At 60.4% G+C, this 14,235-nt stretch carries 15 protein-coding genes; 9 read left to right on the forward strand and 6 right to left on the reverse strand.

The annotated features are described in order from the left end of the window. The first annotated feature begins 28 nt into the window (after positions 1–28). Positions 29–1,249, forward strand: a complete 1,221-nt coding sequence (locus IHE30_RS04545) for an O-succinylhomoserine sulfhydrylase (RefSeq protein ID WP_337689240.1) — start codon at positions 29–31, stop codon at positions 1,247–1,249. Between the two features lie 580 nt (positions 1,250–1,829). On the opposite strand, the gene IHE30_RS04550 is transcribed toward IHE30_RS04545, so the two are convergent. The 3 genes from IHE30_RS04550 to IHE30_RS04560 form a co-directional block, all read right to left on the reverse strand. Further along, positions 1,830–2,081 (reverse strand): hypothetical protein, encoded by a 252-nt coding sequence (locus IHE30_RS04550; protein WP_337689241.1) that lies wholly within the window; start codon positions 2,079–2,081, stop codon positions 1,830–1,832. A 364-nt stretch (positions 2,082–2,445) separates the two neighbouring features. After that, positions 2,446–4,173 (reverse strand): 2-isopropylmalate synthase, encoded by a 1,728-nt coding sequence (gene leuA, locus IHE30_RS04555; protein WP_337689242.1) that lies wholly within the window; start codon positions 4,171–4,173, stop codon positions 2,446–2,448. Between the two features lie 343 nt (positions 4,174–4,516). Next, positions 4,517–5,497: a LysR family transcriptional regulator gene (locus tag IHE30_RS04560; protein ID WP_337689243.1), complete on the reverse strand. Its 981-nt coding sequence runs from the start codon at positions 5,495–5,497 to the stop codon at positions 4,517–4,519. Positions 5,498–5,638: 141 nt separating this feature from the next. On the opposite strand from IHE30_RS04560, the gene IHE30_RS04565 reads away from it, so the two are divergent. From IHE30_RS04565 to IHE30_RS04590, 6 genes are all read left to right on the forward strand, one after another. Then, entirely contained in the window at positions 5,639–5,848 is a 210-nt protein-coding gene (locus IHE30_RS04565; RefSeq protein WP_337689244.1) for a tautomerase family protein, read from the forward strand. A 1-nt stretch (position 5,849) separates the two neighbouring features. Then, positions 5,850–6,656, forward strand: a complete 807-nt coding sequence (locus IHE30_RS04570) for a 2-keto-4-pentenoate hydratase (protein WP_337689245.1) — start codon at positions 5,850–5,852, stop codon at positions 6,654–6,656. Then, entirely contained in the window at positions 6,653–7,420 is a 768-nt protein-coding gene (locus tag IHE30_RS04575) for a 2-keto-4-pentenoate hydratase (RefSeq protein ID WP_337689246.1), read from the forward strand. Before IHE30_RS04570 ends, IHE30_RS04575 begins: the two co-directional genes overlap by 4 nt. Positions 7,421–7,480: 60 nt before the next feature. Next, the gene (locus IHE30_RS04580) at positions 7,481–8,440 is read left to right on the forward strand and encodes an acetaldehyde dehydrogenase (acetylating) (protein ID WP_337689247.1); all 960 of its coding nucleotides are present in this window, start codon (positions 7,481–7,483) and stop codon (positions 8,438–8,440) included. Beyond that, on the forward strand, positions 8,440–9,450 hold the full coding sequence (dmpG, locus tag IHE30_RS04585) for a 4-hydroxy-2-oxovalerate aldolase (RefSeq protein ID WP_337689248.1): 1,011 nt from the start codon (positions 8,440–8,442) through the stop codon (positions 9,448–9,450). Before IHE30_RS04580 ends, dmpG begins: the two co-directional genes overlap by 1 nt. A gap of 521 nt (positions 9,451–9,971) precedes the next feature. After that, the gene (locus IHE30_RS04590; protein ID WP_337689249.1) at positions 9,972–10,265 is read left to right on the forward strand and encodes a hypothetical protein; all 294 of its coding nucleotides are present in this window, start codon (positions 9,972–9,974) and stop codon (positions 10,263–10,265) included. 31 nt (positions 10,266–10,296) lie between these two features. Here IHE30_RS04590 and IHE30_RS04595 read toward each other — a convergent pair whose 3' ends face one another. Together IHE30_RS04595 and IHE30_RS04600 are read right to left on the reverse strand one after the other, a co-directional pair. Next, entirely contained in the window at positions 10,297–10,581 is a 285-nt protein-coding gene (locus tag IHE30_RS04595; RefSeq protein ID WP_337689250.1) for a hypothetical protein, read from the reverse strand. After that, positions 10,578–10,880, reverse strand: a complete 303-nt coding sequence (locus IHE30_RS04600; protein WP_337689251.1) for a hypothetical protein — start codon at positions 10,878–10,880, stop codon at positions 10,578–10,580. The genes IHE30_RS04595 and IHE30_RS04600 overlap by 4 nt, the downstream gene beginning before the upstream one ends. Positions 10,881–11,366: 486 nt before the next feature. On the opposite strand from IHE30_RS04600, the gene IHE30_RS04605 reads away from it, so the two are divergent. Both IHE30_RS04605 and IHE30_RS15075 read left to right on the forward strand, forming a co-directional pair. Further along, entirely contained in the window at positions 11,367–11,897 is a 531-nt protein-coding gene (locus IHE30_RS04605) for a M48 family metalloprotease (RefSeq protein WP_337689252.1), read from the forward strand. A gap of 744 nt (positions 11,898–12,641) precedes the next feature. Beyond that, on the forward strand, positions 12,642–13,235 hold the full coding sequence (locus tag IHE30_RS15075; RefSeq protein WP_443193602.1) for a recombinase family protein: 594 nt from the start codon (positions 12,642–12,644) through the stop codon (positions 13,233–13,235). Positions 13,236–13,316: 81 nt separating this feature from the next. Here IHE30_RS15075 and IHE30_RS04610 read toward each other — a convergent pair whose 3' ends face one another. Further along, complete coding sequence (locus IHE30_RS04610) at positions 13,317–14,078, reverse strand: aspartate/glutamate racemase family protein (RefSeq protein WP_337689253.1); 762 nt, start codon at positions 14,076–14,078, stop codon at positions 13,317–13,319. Positions 14,079–14,235: the final 157 nt, after the last annotated feature.

Below are 14,235 nucleotides of genomic sequence, written 5' to 3' on the forward strand. Positions count from 1 at the left end.
GCCAGCAGCCCATCGGCAAACGTCATCCATGAACGATTTTCTCCACCCGCACGGCGAGGATCTGCAAGGATTGTCCAGCGATACGCTGGCGGTGCGTGCCGGTACGCGGCGCACGCCGTTCAACGAGCACTCTGAAGCGTTGCTGTTGACGTCGAGCTTCTGTTTTGACAGCGCGGCGCAGGCTGCCGAGCGCTTTGCTGACTCCGAAAACAGCTTCACTTATTCGCGCTTTACCAATCCGACAGTATCGATGTTCCAGGACCGTTTGGCGGCGCTTGAAGGCGGCGAGGCTTGTATCGCGACCGCTTCCGGCATGAGCGCCATCCTGTCGATCGTATTGTCGGTGCTGCAGGCCGGTGAACACATCGTCAGTTCCCGGAGCCTGTTCGGCTCGACGCTCGGCATGTTCGCACAGATGCTGCCGCGGTGGGGCATCACGACGACGTTCGTCGATCCGTCCGACCTGCAGGCCTGGCGCGACGCGGTGACGCCCGCCACACGGATGTTCTTCTTGGAGACGCCGTCTAATCCGCTCACCGAGGTGTCGGACATCGAAGCGGTGAGCCGGATCGCGAAGCAAGCAGGGGCGTTGTTCGTCGTTGACAACTGCTTTTGCAGCCCGGCATTGCAGCAGCCGCTGAAGTTTGGGGCAGACGTGGTGATGCACTCGGCCACTAAGTATCTGGACGGCCAAGGTCGTGTGCTCGGTGGCGCGCTGGTCGGACAGCGCCAGCTGTTGATGGAGAAGGTGTTTCCGTTCGTGCGCAGCGCCGGCCCGACGCTGTCCGCGTTCAACGCATGGGTGCTGCTTAAGGGCATGGAGACGCTGCACGTGCGGCTTGAGCGGCAGTGCGCCAATGCACTTGAGCTAGCGCGCTGGCTCGAGGCCCATCCAGCGGTGAACCGGGTCTTCTATCCGGGGCTCCAGTCGCATCCGCAGCACATGCTCGCCCAGCGTCAGCAGCGTGCCGGCGGCGCGATCGTATCGTTTGAGCTTAAGGGCGACGCGGCCGAGCAGATGCGCGCCAATGCATGGCGCGTGATCGATGGCACAAGGATCTGCTCGATCACGGGCAATCTTGGCGATACGCGTACCACGCTGACCCATCCGGCGACCACCACGCATGCGCGAATCACGCCGCAGGCTCGAGCAGCTGCCGGTATCACCGAGGGCTTAATTCGGATGTCGGTCGGCCTTGAAGGGATCGATGACCTGAAGCGCGACCTGGCGCGCGGCCTGAACGGCTGACCGTCGCTGAGACAGGCTCGCGTCGCTGCGCTCGCGTTGCCCGCCGCGCCCGCGTCACGCTGGACAGTGCGCTCGCGTGATCGATTGCACGTCGGACGGATCCGTCGTGGATCGCCTGACGCCGTGCTGTGTCGGTCGGCTCGCCCGGCGGTGCGTTGCCATCTGGCGCGGCGGCCGGCAACGGTCTGCGCAGGCCACGGCACGAACAATGTACCAGTCGTGCCGCCTTGCTGTGCGTGGGCGGCCTGCTCGGCGCGCGAGTCGCGCTGTCGATCTTGCCGCAGCAGATCGGCCTGCAGTATACGAAGCTCGTCAATGCTGGCTTTATCAGCTTGTTGCATGTCGTGATCGTGCCGATGCTGGGTGCGTTGTTGCGGCACAGGACCGGTACGCATGGGTGGGGCAGCACGGTGCTGTGTGTGGCCAACATGTATCGGTTAAGCGTTGGCGGCGACTTTACCGTCCAGCTCGGCGATCTGTACCAGTTGGCCGAGCTGCTCGTGTGTCAACTCGGTGGCGGCAAGCATTGCGGCGGCGCGCGGCCAGGTCAAACGCGACGTTCAGAGCGCTCATGGCGCGATCAGCGCGATGCGGTCAACGTGCGTAGCACCGCATCGCCTTCGGGAGTCAGCTCGACGTGCGATCCGCTCTCCGACGAATCGACGATGCGCACTAGGCCGGCCTCCGCCAGCGAGGCGACATCCGGCTTGGCGGCGAGAGCACCGGCCGGCGCGTGCAGCAACAACAGCAGCGTGGCTATCTCATGGTGGCTCAACAGTCGGCGCAACAACGGCTTGCGCGGTGATGGCGTATCGATGGTATCGGCGTTCATGCACTGGGTGTTTGCAAGGTTTTTGCCATGCTGGCCGCCGGCAACGGGGCGGCCCCCGGGCGGTGATGTCAAATGACGGGGTTGGACCACGGGTACCGGGTTGTCGTTCCGTGACGATTGTTTCTGTTCATTGCGGCATTGCGCCGCGTCGGACGCTATGTGTGCCATGCGCTGCGGGACGGGTGCCGTAACGAGACTGCACCCGTCGCGATACTCAGCGCGAAGGCGACACTTAACGCGAAAACGATACTCGGAGCGCAACCCGGTGTAGGGTTGCCGGGCGCTCGGCCATGCGTTGAAAGTTGCCGGCGTCCGTCCATGCGTTGAATGTCGCCGGCGCCTGTCCATGCGTTAAACCGGGGCGTTATGCAGCCCGGCTGACGCTGGCGTTGGCCGATGCTCGCTGTACGGCATCGAAGAACGTGCGTTGCCCTGTGGCGTCACAGCGCGCATACGCTCGGTTCACGCCATTCACGACTGCGCGGATCGACGCAGTTGTCAGGTTCGCATCGATGCCGACGCCGAACGCGCTGCCGCACATGTCAGGACCGGCCAGTTCGGCGATGGCGATGGCCTGCGCGTCGGCGCCCTGTGTCAATGCGCGTTCTTCATAGTGCTGGATGCGCAGCGGCGTGCACAGCGCGTGCATCAGCGCATCGAGCGGACCGTTGCCCGTGCCGGTCAGAACCTGTTGGCGGCCATGAATCTGAACCGTGACCGCGATGGATTCGCTGCCCTCGTGCTTAGACAATTCATGGCCGATGTAACGCAGCGGCGCATCGTTGCGGGCATATTCTTGCTGGAACAATGCCCAGATTTGCGCGGCGCTGACCTCCTGGCCGCTGTCGTCGGTGTGCCGCTGTACCGCGGCGCTGAAATCGACTTGCAACCGCCGTGGCAGCGCGATGCCATAGCTCTGTTCGAGCAGGTAGGCGATACCACCCTTGCCGGATTGACTGTTGACACGGATGATTGAGTCATAGGTGCGGCCCAGATCGCCCGGATCGATGGGCAGGTAAGGCACTTCCCAGAGGGCATTGGCCTGCTGCGCGGCGAAACCCTTCTTGATTGCATCCTGGTGGGAGCCCGAGAACGCGGTGAACACCAGGTCACCAGCATACGGGTGGCGTGGGTGTACAGGCAGTTGGGTACAGGCTTCGGCGGTGCGCGCGATTGCGTTGATCTGCGAGAAGTCCAGGCCCGGATCGACGCCCTGCGTATACAGGTTCAGCGCGAGTGTCACGAGGTCGACGTTACCGGTGCGCTCGCCGTTGCCGAACAGGCATCCTTCAATCCGGTCCGCGCCGGCCATCACCGCAAGCTCGGCCGCGGCGACGGCCGTGCCGCGGTCGTTATGCGGATGCACGGACAGGATCAGCGAGTCCCGCCGCGCCAGATGGCGGTGCATCCATTCGATCTGGTCCGCGTAGAAATTCGGTGTTCCAATCTCGACCGTGGCGGGCAGGTTGACGATGGCCTTGTGCTCGGGGCTTGGCTGCCAAATGTCGAACACCGCATCGCAGACTTCCTTGACGAAGTCCAGCTCGGTCGCGGTAAAGGTCTCCGGACTGTATTGCAGCGTGAACCGCGTTTGGGGCGCCGCGTCCGCAAGTTGCTTAATCAAGCGGGCGGCCCGCTCCGTCAGTTGTCGCACGCCATTGCGGTCGGTGCCGAATACAAGGCGGCGAAATGCCGGCGCGGTAGCGTTATACAGGTGGACGATCGCGCGCGGGGCGCCGCGCAGCGACGCGAACGTGCGCTCGATTAAGTCTTCGCGCGCCTGTGTGAGCACCTCGATTGTCACGTCGTCGGGGATGTGGTCGCCTTCGATCAGCTCCCGCACGAAGTTAAAATCCGTTTCGGAGGCGGATGGGAAGGCAACTTCGATCTCCTTGAAGCCAATGGCTATCAGCGTCTTAAACAGGCGCATCTTACGTTTGGCGTCCATCGGCTCGAATAGCGCCTGGTTGCCGTCGCGCAAATCGGTGCTCATCCAGATTGGCGCGCGGGTGATCGTGCGCGTGGGCCATACCCGATCGGGCAACTCGATCGGCGTGAAAGGGCGGTATTTGATCGAAGGGTCTTTCAACATGTTCGTCTCGCCAAGGGTCGAAAAAACATCGGGCCGGCATGGCGACCGGAAGGCATGGACGAACAAGACCACCGGTCGATTACCGGGGCCAGGTAGTCAGATTAGGGGATTCAGTGGTGCTTTGTTAAGGAAGCTGCCATGAAGCGCGCGCGAACAGACCTAGCCCAAACAAGCAGGCTAGTAGTCGTAGCGATAGACGGATCGGTGCGCGGTTCATATGAACAATGGAATCACAGTATTGTGGCCATGTCAATGATGGTTTCTCGATGGCTGCCGTCATATCGGCTATGGATCGAAGAGCCGGCAAGCCGGTGTCGGGACACTGGGGCAGGGATATCGGGTATCAGAACATCGGCGCAACGTCACCGCATGGCGCATCGGCCCCGGCCGACGCGCGTGACCGTCGCTGTGATACCGGTTGCGTGCAATAGTGCTTGCCGTCGTGGCGGCGTCGCCGGATCACTTCCAAGAATGCATGCAGAATCGGCGTCTCGTCGTCGCGCCGATACAGGCAACTGAGCGCGATGTGACGCATGCGTCGCGACTGCAGCGGCCGGTAGGTGACGCCCGGCAAGCGTAGGTTGGCGGCAGAAGCCGTGGTGATGCAGACGCCGAACCGGCTCGCCACCAGCGCGATGCAGGTCACCACATCCTCCACCTCCTGCTCCACCCGCAACGTCACACGTTCCTGCTCGAAGGCGGCCGCGATTTCCTGGGCGAGCCCGTGCACGGGCGCGTTCGGATACAAGATCATCGGCTCGCCGTCTAGGTCGCGCAGTCGTATCCGCGCCTTCTTGCATAGCGGATGACCGTCGTACAGCGCGACGAGGTACGGCTCCTCGAGCACTTTCTCGACGGCGATGTCGTCATCGTGTGGCACTAGCCGGTTAAAGCCGATCGTGATCCGGCGTTCGCGCAGCGCATCGAGTTGCTGGGCCTTGGTCAAATTGTGCAGTCCTATCTTGATCCGTGGCCGCTCGGTATGAAAGGTGGCGAGCAGCTGAGGAATCACCTGCAGGATGCCGGAGCTGAAAATGCCCACGTCCAGTCTTCCGATCAGTCCCTGGCCAGCGAGTTGCGTCTGCTCGGTAGCTCTTTTGGCAAGCGCTAGGATGTTGGGCACTTCAGCGAGCAGCGTGCGTCCCGCCTCGGTCAGCTCCGCGCCGCGTGTACTGCGCACAAACAGCGTGACGCCCAGTTGCGCTTCCATGGCATGGATATGTCGCGTCAATGGCGGCTGCGCAATATGCAGACGCTGCGCAGCGCGTCCGAAATTGCGTTCCTGTGCGACTGCGAGGAAGTACCGCATCTGCTTCAGATCCATCGTTCGGCTCCCGTTATGCCATACTGTTTTAGTATCGTAACGTAAAAAAACAGTATTGGACGGTATGTCCGGCGGTTGGCAAGATCCTCCCCGTGCTGGCGCGCTCGCGCCTGGCGGATTCAGTACTTCAAGGGAAGTTCGATGCCAATCGTACATATCTCGCTGGTCGAGGGCCGCAGTGAGGCAGCGGTCAAGTCCTGCGTCAAGGCGGTCGCCGTCACGGCGCACGAGACGCTTGGCGCACCGCTGCGGAGCATCCGTGTGTATGCTACCCAAGTGCCGGCCGTACACTGGGCGATCGGTGCGCATACGAAGGATGAAGTGGCCGCGCAGCCGGAGTGGGGGGGCTGACATGACGCCACAACAGATCCAGCAGGCGGCCGCGGCGCTGCGCACGGCGGCCAGCAGCGGCGAGTACATCGCACCGCTGCGCGACACCTGGCCGTCGTTGGCGATCGATTCGGCCTATGCGATCCAACGTGAGAACACCGAGTGGCGTATCGCGCGTGGGCAGCGCGTGATCGGCTGCAAGATCGGCCTCACGTCGGTCGCAGTGCAGCAGCAGCTCGGCGTGGACCAACCCGACTTCGGCATGCTGTTCGACGACATGGGTTTTGGCGACGGCGAGCCGATTCCCACGTCGGCGCTCACGCAACCGAAGGCGGAGGCCGAAATCGCGTTCGTCATCGGTAAGGATATCGAAGCGGTGCGTCCCAGTCATGTAGATGTGCTGCGCGCCATCGACTATGCGTTGCCGGCGATCGAGATCGTCGGCAGTCGCATCGCGAATTGGAATATCCGAATCACCGATACGATCGCCGACAACGCGTCGTCGGGGGCCTTTGTACTAGGCAATACGCCGGTGAGCGTTGCCGCGTTCGATATGCGGTTGTGCGGTATGGTGATGGAGCGCCGCGGCGAGCCGGTGTCGGTCGGCGCGGGCGCCGCTTGCCTGGGCAGTCCCGTCAATGCACTCGTGTGGCTTGCACGCACGATGGCGGCCTTGGGCACGCCACTCAAGGCCGGCGATCTAGTGTTGTCCGGGGCGCTCGGGCCGATGGTCCCGATCGTGCCCGGCGACGTGGTCCAAGCTCGCATCAATGGTGTTGGTTCTGTGCGGGCAGTTTTTGAACGCGATCCGAACGAGGCCCATCGATGAGCGTCATTACCGAATACGCCACACTGCTTGATACGGCGGCGCGTGACGCACACGAGGTCGAGCAGTTTGACCTCGACGCTCGTCTGTCGTTGGAGGACGCCTACGCGATTCAGGCTGCGTCGATTGCGCGGCGGCTCGCGCGCGGGGAGCGCAGGGTGGGCGTGAAGATGGGTTTCACGAGTCGCGCAAAGATGCTTCAGATGGGACTGTCCGACGTGATCTGGGGCCGGTTGACCTGCGCCATGCAACTCGAGGAAGGCGGATCAGTGTCGTTCAGGCGCTTCGTGCATCCGCGCGTGGAGCCGGAAATCGCATTTTTGCTCAAGCGGCCGTTGGCTGCGGATGTGACGGCCCCCGCGGCGCTGGCCGCCGTGGAGGCGATCGCGCCGGCGCTCGAGGTTATCGATTCGCGCTACAAGAACTTCAAGTTCACGTTGCCCGAGGTGATCGCTGACAATGCCTCGTCCAGTGGCTTTGTGATCGGCGCGTGGTGCGACCCGCACATCGACTTTTCGAACCTGGGCTTGACACTGAATATCGACGGACAGGTCAAGCAAGTCGGCTCGAGCGCGGCATTGCTTGGCCACCCCCTGCGTTCGCTGGTGGCGGCCGCGCGCTTGTCCGCGCAGGCCGGCGAGCCGCTGCAGGCAGGCTGGATTGTGATGGCGGGTGGCGCGACTTCGGCCGAGTACATCGCGCCGGGTCAGTATGTGTCGGTCGACATCGAGCGGCTGGGCAGTGCCGGATTCCACGTGGCCGGCTAAGCGACGCGCGCCGCGAGGCACGCGCCGCTTAGCAAGAAATCGTACGATTGGAGCACAAGCATGACGCAAAAGGTGAAGGTCGCCATTATCGGCTCGGGCAATATCGGCACCGACTTGATGATCAAGGTGATGCGCAACGGCAAGCATCTGCAAATGGGTGCGATGGTGGGCGTCGATCCGCAGTCCGACGGATTGGCGCGGGCTGCTCGACTCGGCGTGGCGACGACTGCGCGGGGCATCGATGGCTTGCTCGATCTGGACGTGTTTGACGACGTCGACATCGTGTTTGACGCGACGTCTGCCGGCGCGCATGCGCGGCACAACGAGATCTTGCAGGCCCATGGCGTGCAGGTGATTGACCTGACGCCGGCTGCGATCGGGCCGTTCGTGATTCCGGCGATTAACCTGCAGGCCGAGACCGCGTCGAACATCAATATGGTCACGTGCGGCGGCCAGGCGACAATACCGATCGTGGCGGCAGTCTCGCGTGTGGCCAAGGTTCACTATGCGGAAATTGTTGCGTCGATCGCCAGCAAGTCCGCGGGACCCGGCACGCGCGCGAACATCGACGAATTCACCGAAACCACGCGCCGCGCGATCGAGTCGCTGGGCGGTGCCACGCGCGGCAAGGCAATCATTGTCCTCAATCCGGCGGAGCCGCCGCTGATCATGCGGGATACGGTGTTTGTGCTGTCCGAGCACGTCGATACGCGGCGGGTCGAACAAAGCATCGAGCAAATGGTGCAAAGTGTACAGGCCTACGTGCCGGGATACCGGCTCAAACAAAAGGTCCAATTCGACGAGATTGTGCCGCAGCGTCCACTGAACGTGCCTGGCATCGGACCCGCGCACGGCCTGAAGACGTCCGTGTTCCTGGAGGTCGAAGGCGCGGCGCACTATCTGCCGTCGTATGCCGGTAATCTAGACATCATGACATCGGCCGCGCTTGCGTGCGGCGACTTGATCGCGCGCCGCCGCCTCGACGCGGGCATGGCGCGTGGCCATCGGGAGTCCGCATAATGAACCACACGGGCAAGAAACTGTATATCTCCGACGTGACGTTGCGCGACGGCAGTCACGCCATACGACACCAGTACAGCGTGGAGAACGTGCGCGCGATCGCGGCCGCGCTGGACCGTGCCGGCGTGGACAGTATCGAGGTCGCGCACGGCGACGGGCTGCAAGGCGCTAGCTTCAACTATGGATTCGGCGCGCACAGCGACGTTGAATGGATTGAGGCCGCCGCGCAAAGCGTGACGAGGGCCCAAATCGCCACGCTGCTGTTGCCTGGCATCGGCACGATCCACGACCTGCGCAATGCGTACGACGCCGGTGCGCGTATCGTGCGCGTGGCGACGCACTGTACTGAGGCTGACGTCTCGCGGCAACACCTGGAGTACGCTCGGAAACTGGGCATGGACCCGGTCGGCTTTCTGATGATGAGCCACATGACCACGCCGCAGAAGCTGGCCGAGCAAGCGCTGCTGATGGAAAGCTATGGCGCGCGCTGTATCTATGTGGTCGACTCCGGGGGGGCGCTCGGCATGAACGACGTGCGTGACCGGTTCCGCGCGCTGAAGGAGGTGCTGCGCGCCGATACGCAGACCGGCATCCACGCGCACCATAATCTGAGCCTTGGCGTGGCCAATTCGCTGGTTGCGGTTGAAGAAGGGTGTGACCGCATCGATGCGAGCCTAGCCGGAATGGGTGCCGGGGCGGGCAATGCGCCGCTCGAGGTATTCATCGCGGCTGCCGACAAGCAGGGCTGGAATCACGGTTGCGACCTGTACCAGCTGATGGACGCGGCCGATGATCTGGTGCGGCCGTTGCAAGACCGTCCGGTGCGCGTCGATCGTGAGACGCTGGCGCTCGGCTATGCCGGCGTGTATTCGAGTTTTCTGCGTCATGCCGAGGTGGCCGCGCAGAAGTATGGCCTGAAGACCGTTGACATCCTGGTCGAGCTTGGCCGCCGTAAGATGGTGGGCGGCCAGGAGGACATGATTGTCGATGTCGCGCTCGATCTTCGCTAGGCTTGCGTAGGCCGGGGCCGGTACGCCCCGGCCTTGCCGCGATGCCGGGGTCCGAGCCGGCTTTGTGTGCCGTTTCGCGTCCTTTTTCATACTCATACGACGTGGCGCCTGGCGCGGCTCGTGCTGTACACGTCGGTGGCAAGTGCCGTTGTCGGTTGCGCGACGGGGAACGACGTGCAATTGGACAGCGCGCGCTACGACTCGGCTGCCGTCGACGTTTAGAGCAAGTTCTGTGCCATGTATCAGCCAGCCACTGTTGAGCGGATCGGCGCCCGATGGTAGACGGCGCTCTTCCATGGTGGATTTGGCCCCCGAATTGCGCAAAACCTACTCGGCAGAGTAGGGCCGCAGCCGTGAGGTTTCAACCCAGCACGGTCTAGATGAGGCCGCGCGCAACGAGCGCAATTTCTCCGTTACCAGCATGAGAAGCGACCAATCCGAAGCTAGCCGGCTACGGTGGTGCCGGTGCGCTGATCATCGATACCAGCGCGCCATCCATCGTTCGCCGTTCCAGAGACGAGGTGCACGGCCAGCTCGATTCGAAGAGCAGGGGCAGCATACCAGCGCGTGCTGAGGCTTTAGACGAGAACGTGAACGCCTGGGCCAGCCCGGACAAAGAGGTCGGCGCAGGGCGGGTGAATCAAATGGGCGTTGTAGAGGACATGGAGGTCCGGGATGTCAAGGACTACGGTAAGAAGGTGTTGGATAAGATCACGGGCGGTGATGGCACGGCTGACGGCGAAAAGCTTAGCGACAACATGAAGCGAGAAAGTGCGGCCAATGTCCAAATCAATACGGGAGGGAAGAAAGACTAGAGGGAAGGGGCTTAGCCCCTTCAAACGCTGCCTATACGTAAACGTCACCCCAAGATAAATGATGAATCATGCAATATTTTCCCGTTAGTGGGTGGATGCCGCCGCCTGTGACAGTCGGTGCTTCGACCGGCCAGTCGGACATGCCCTTGAATCCGTCGTTCAGCCACCATGCGAACCAATAAGGGATCCAGAAAACTAAACCGCCGACAAGCAGCGTGCCAAATTCAGCGACGCTGACTGAGGCCAGCGCGGCAAGCGGCACGGGAATCCAAAGCATCCAGCGTCGGCGGCCAAATAGGATTTTTGAGATTTTCATCTTCGTTGTTCCTCAATGACGAGGTACTGATATACGCTCGAAGGAGTCCTTTTGGCCGTGGCGTTGGGCTGTAGTGCGGCATAGTCTGTTGGATAGGAGCCCACAACCCGAAACCCTTTTTCGTAAATTTCTTTGATGGTTACCCGGCCGAGGTTCTCGCACCTCCATACGGCTTCCGAGTTGCTGATTCTGTGATTGTCCGAGAAACACATACCGCCCTGTTGTGCCGATCCTTTCTGGGCATACACAACGCTTGACAGTGCTGCCATCATAAAGGTAAGGACAAGAATTTGCTTCATTCAAGTGCTCCTTTAGTCTTGGGTAGTGAACGGGTTTGTTGGATGACAAAATATCCTTTATCTGCGTATTTGACAATGACATGAACGCTCACTACATGCCAAGCTTGATAGTGTACGGCAGGGCTTTACCTGTTGTCCTTATGAAAACCGCCAAGTGTATGCGGCTTTTACTAGTGGCTTACCGTATTGTGTAAATAAGTGTCTGTCTATGAATTTAGGCAGGCGATCGTCGCGCGCATGGTGGAGGTCCGCGTCAGCGCCCCGTGCGCCCAGGATTGCTCGATGGGATCAACAACCTAAACCTAGGAAGGGGGACTGAATGAAAAGGAAGTACATTCTACTTGCTGCCTTTGCGGCTTGGGTCCTGGGCGGTTGCGCCACCCGAGCGCAAACGGTGAACATGCGCAATGACTGGCGCGCCGGCATCGATCAGAGCCCGTACCGATCCATTTCCCCTGTCATTGTTTGCGATGACTGCAAGCTCTAATGATCCCATCGCACTGGTTCCGACGAACTATCCTAATCGTCTTCATTATGGAAGTCGGCGGCGGGATACTATGGGTGGCAGCGCGTCTGACTCCCAGCCCCGCCTATCAACCCCTAGCTCAGACCATCGCCAGCCTAATCTTCTTGCTCGGCTTCTACGCCAGTGCGCCGCTCGCCGCGCGCTTTCTTGCTCCAAAGCTCTCGCGCGATGAGACGCTGCAAATTCGGCTGGCAGGGATAGTGGTCTTACTGCCTGAGACTTGCCCGGTCATTCTGTACGACCATACCGACAAGGAAGCCAACACGGTCGGGCTCCTGGCGAAGCATTCGCGCATCTGTGTGACCACCGCTCTGCTGGCTAATATGAGCGACGAGGGCATGCGTGGCGTCATCACCCATGAGAGCGTGCATATCCGCGAGCGACACCCGATACGCTGTGGGCCGCGCCAGTGCCGCCGGGCGGCTCGTGCGTGCGTTTCGCCAACCCGGCTAATTGAACTCGATGCAGACTACGGTTCTTCATTTTTCTGATGCTCCATCCGTGACCTGCATAAAACGTTGGCCTCAATCAGGCCGACGCTTTATCATGGGACGACACGCCTATCGTGGCTATTCAGCTAGCCCTGTAGGCATGCTAATCTTTCATATCGCTGACCAACGCGACACCGCTCAGTGTAGAAGCGAGACGCGCAACTGGCAAGTTTTTTGGCAGCGGGTGCGGCTTTAAAAAACTGGGTGGAAAGGAAGGCAAGGGGCTACAAGGACAATTCCATTTTGCATCGGCGATTGGAGATACAATGCAAGAAGTTTTTGGTAGTGCAGAGGGTAGTCGTGCGCAATCGATCCACCGCGCTGCACCGGGCACTGGCGTAGCTGTTTGCTGATAATGACAGCGTGATCTAGGAAAAATTATAAATTTAGCAAACCTTATAAAATCGGTAATAGAACTACTGGTTGACGGTGTGGGCGTAGGTTGAAGCGCGGCATAAAGTCGCATCTATAATTGATTCATCTGCATTTCAATGAGAAAACTTGTTGTTCCGTCAACGATATCCTACCGAAACGCATATCGCCGGTAATGGAGAGATATGAAAATGTCGGGATAGTGGAGCCGAGTAGATGTTAGCGCTGGATTAATACTGTTCTTCCACACTTTGTGTAAAGTTTGTGCCGTGGGTTAGCATCGATTCAACACGCGAGCACGAAGCAGCCGAAAGCCGGTACGACCATACGTTTCCAGCTATGTAGTATCGGGAATGATCGCCGGCTATACGTATCTCGACCGTAAAGCAGAAGGCCGAGTTCGAGACCCAACTCGAGGAACTGCGCACCGCGGGATATGAACAGCTATTCCAAGAGCAGGTTTCGCTGCTCGACGAACGCATCCAGCTTGCTGCCGCACTCGAGTATGTATGCGAAGGCGACGTGCTGGTGGTAACGAAGCTGGACCGGCTGGTGAGATCGATCGCGGATTTAATGGCAACCGTACAGACGCTTCAGCACAAAGGCGTCAGTCTGCGCGTGCTTAATCTCGGCATGGATACGTACACTGAAACAGGTAAACTGATGCTGACTGTGCTCAACGGCATCGCGCAGTTCGAGCGTGAGACGATGCTGGATCGACAACGGGAAGGAGTGGCCGAGCCAAGGCCGCTGGCTACTGCCAGTACGGGCTTTATCGTGTGGTGCAAGGGGAGAGTCCCTTTGCACTCCCACGGGGTACCGATTTCACACACAGCGGGGAAGGACCAGTATCACTCCGACGCTAACATAGTGCCAATATACGGCAACCTTCGACGCGAAAGCGGCCAAAATAGCCGGCATGAAGCTGACCCAGTAGCCAGATTTGAACTGGTAACGCTAAGGTGAATTGATAACGGCAAGTTGGCAGAGCAGTATGCCTATGGGCGCTAGGCGGTGAACGTGTTGGTCGCTCGATGACACGCCAGATCAACCCAGCTTGACTAATGGTCTAAGGCGTGCATCCACTTCCTGGTCAGGCATCGATCTAGCTCGCCACCACTGCACGCAAGCCTCAGCTAGACAAGATGCCGAATCGATCAAATGGATGTCACGGATCCCCGCAGGCACCACCATTGGCAACTCGGTGCAGCCTAGAATCACAGCGTCAGCGTGCAGCGCACTGCATGCCGCAAGTGCAAGGGCCAGTTGAGCCGACGCGCCGGGAAGATCGCCTGCTTTGCTGAGTGAGATGGCGGCACTGGTTAGCTCGACGATTTCATCGTCAGGTTCGATGGCGTGCACGCCGGCATCATTCAATGCTTGATCGTACAATCGATAACGGATAGTGGAGCGCGTGCCTAGCACGATCGCACTTCTTGCGCCTGAAAGCGCAGTCTGCCGCGTGGTCGCGGATACCATATCAATGAACGGAATCTGCAAAGCCGCTGCGAATTCATCACGCCAATAGTGAGCAGTGTTGCACGCAATGGCAATGGCGCTGCATCCAGCCCGCGCTAATTGGGCAAGACGTGCATGGATCATTGTCGGGACAATCGTGTCGCCGTTCTCGACTGCAGTGGAGCGGTCCGGAATCTCTGGACAGGAAAGCAGTAGAAATGGAACATGGTCCTGATCGACCTGCGCACCCGCACTTTGGGCCAGTAGTCGCAAAAAGTATGCGGTCGCCTCGCTGCCCATACCTCCTAAAATGCCAAGGCGACCTTTTCCAAACGGAGCATCCGTCATCATCTATCCATCCTTAAATGTCGACGCCGTGACGCTTGACGACAGTCTTTACCGTGACGTCCCCAAACCTCTTGCAAAAACGAGCGTTTGTGCTCGGCGTACCGGGCCTAACTTTGAAAAGCCATAGCGTTTAGCTCCGGTATCACCTCGCACGCGTACG

Origin of the sequence: Mycetohabitans sp. B46, assembly GCF_037389205.1 — a bacterium.
GTDB lineage: Bacteria > Pseudomonadota > Gammaproteobacteria > Burkholderiales > Burkholderiaceae > Mycetohabitans.

Coding starts and splice junctions, on each gene's coding strand:
- IHE30_RS04605 (WP_337689252.1), top strand. CDS start 11,367: ATGATCCCATCGCACTGGTTCCGACGAACTATCCTAATCGTCTTCATT.
- IHE30_RS04610 (WP_337689253.1), bottom strand. CDS start 14,078: ATGATGACGGATGCTCCGTTTGGAAAAGGTCGCCTTGGCATTTTAGGA.
- IHE30_RS04545 (WP_337689240.1), top strand. CDS start 29: ATGAACGATTTTCTCCACCCGCACGGCGAGGATCTGCAAGGATTGTCC.
- IHE30_RS04600 (WP_337689251.1), bottom strand. CDS start 10,880: ATGAAGCAAATTCTTGTCCTTACCTTTATGATGGCAGCACTGTCAAGC.
- IHE30_RS04595 (WP_337689250.1), bottom strand. CDS start 10,581: ATGAAAATCTCAAAAATCCTATTTGGCCGCCGACGCTGGATGCTTTGG.
- dmpG (WP_337689248.1), top strand. CDS start 8,440: ATGAACCACACGGGCAAGAAACTGTATATCTCCGACGTGACGTTGCGC.
- leuA (WP_337689242.1), bottom strand. CDS start 4,173: ATGTTGAAAGACCCTTCGATCAAATACCGCCCTTTCACGCCGATCGAG.
- IHE30_RS04580 (WP_337689247.1), top strand. CDS start 7,481: ATGACGCAAAAGGTGAAGGTCGCCATTATCGGCTCGGGCAATATCGGC.
- IHE30_RS04560 (WP_337689243.1), bottom strand. CDS start 5,497: ATGGATCTGAAGCAGATGCGGTACTTCCTCGCAGTCGCACAGGAACGC.
- IHE30_RS04575 (WP_337689246.1), top strand. CDS start 6,653: ATGAGCGTCATTACCGAATACGCCACACTGCTTGATACGGCGGCGCGT.
- IHE30_RS04565 (WP_337689244.1), top strand. CDS start 5,639: ATGCCAATCGTACATATCTCGCTGGTCGAGGGCCGCAGTGAGGCAGCG.
- IHE30_RS04550 (WP_337689241.1), bottom strand. CDS start 2,081: ATGAACGCCGATACCATCGATACGCCATCACCGCGCAAGCCGTTGTTG.
- IHE30_RS04570 (WP_337689245.1), top strand. CDS start 5,850: ATGACGCCACAACAGATCCAGCAGGCGGCCGCGGCGCTGCGCACGGCG.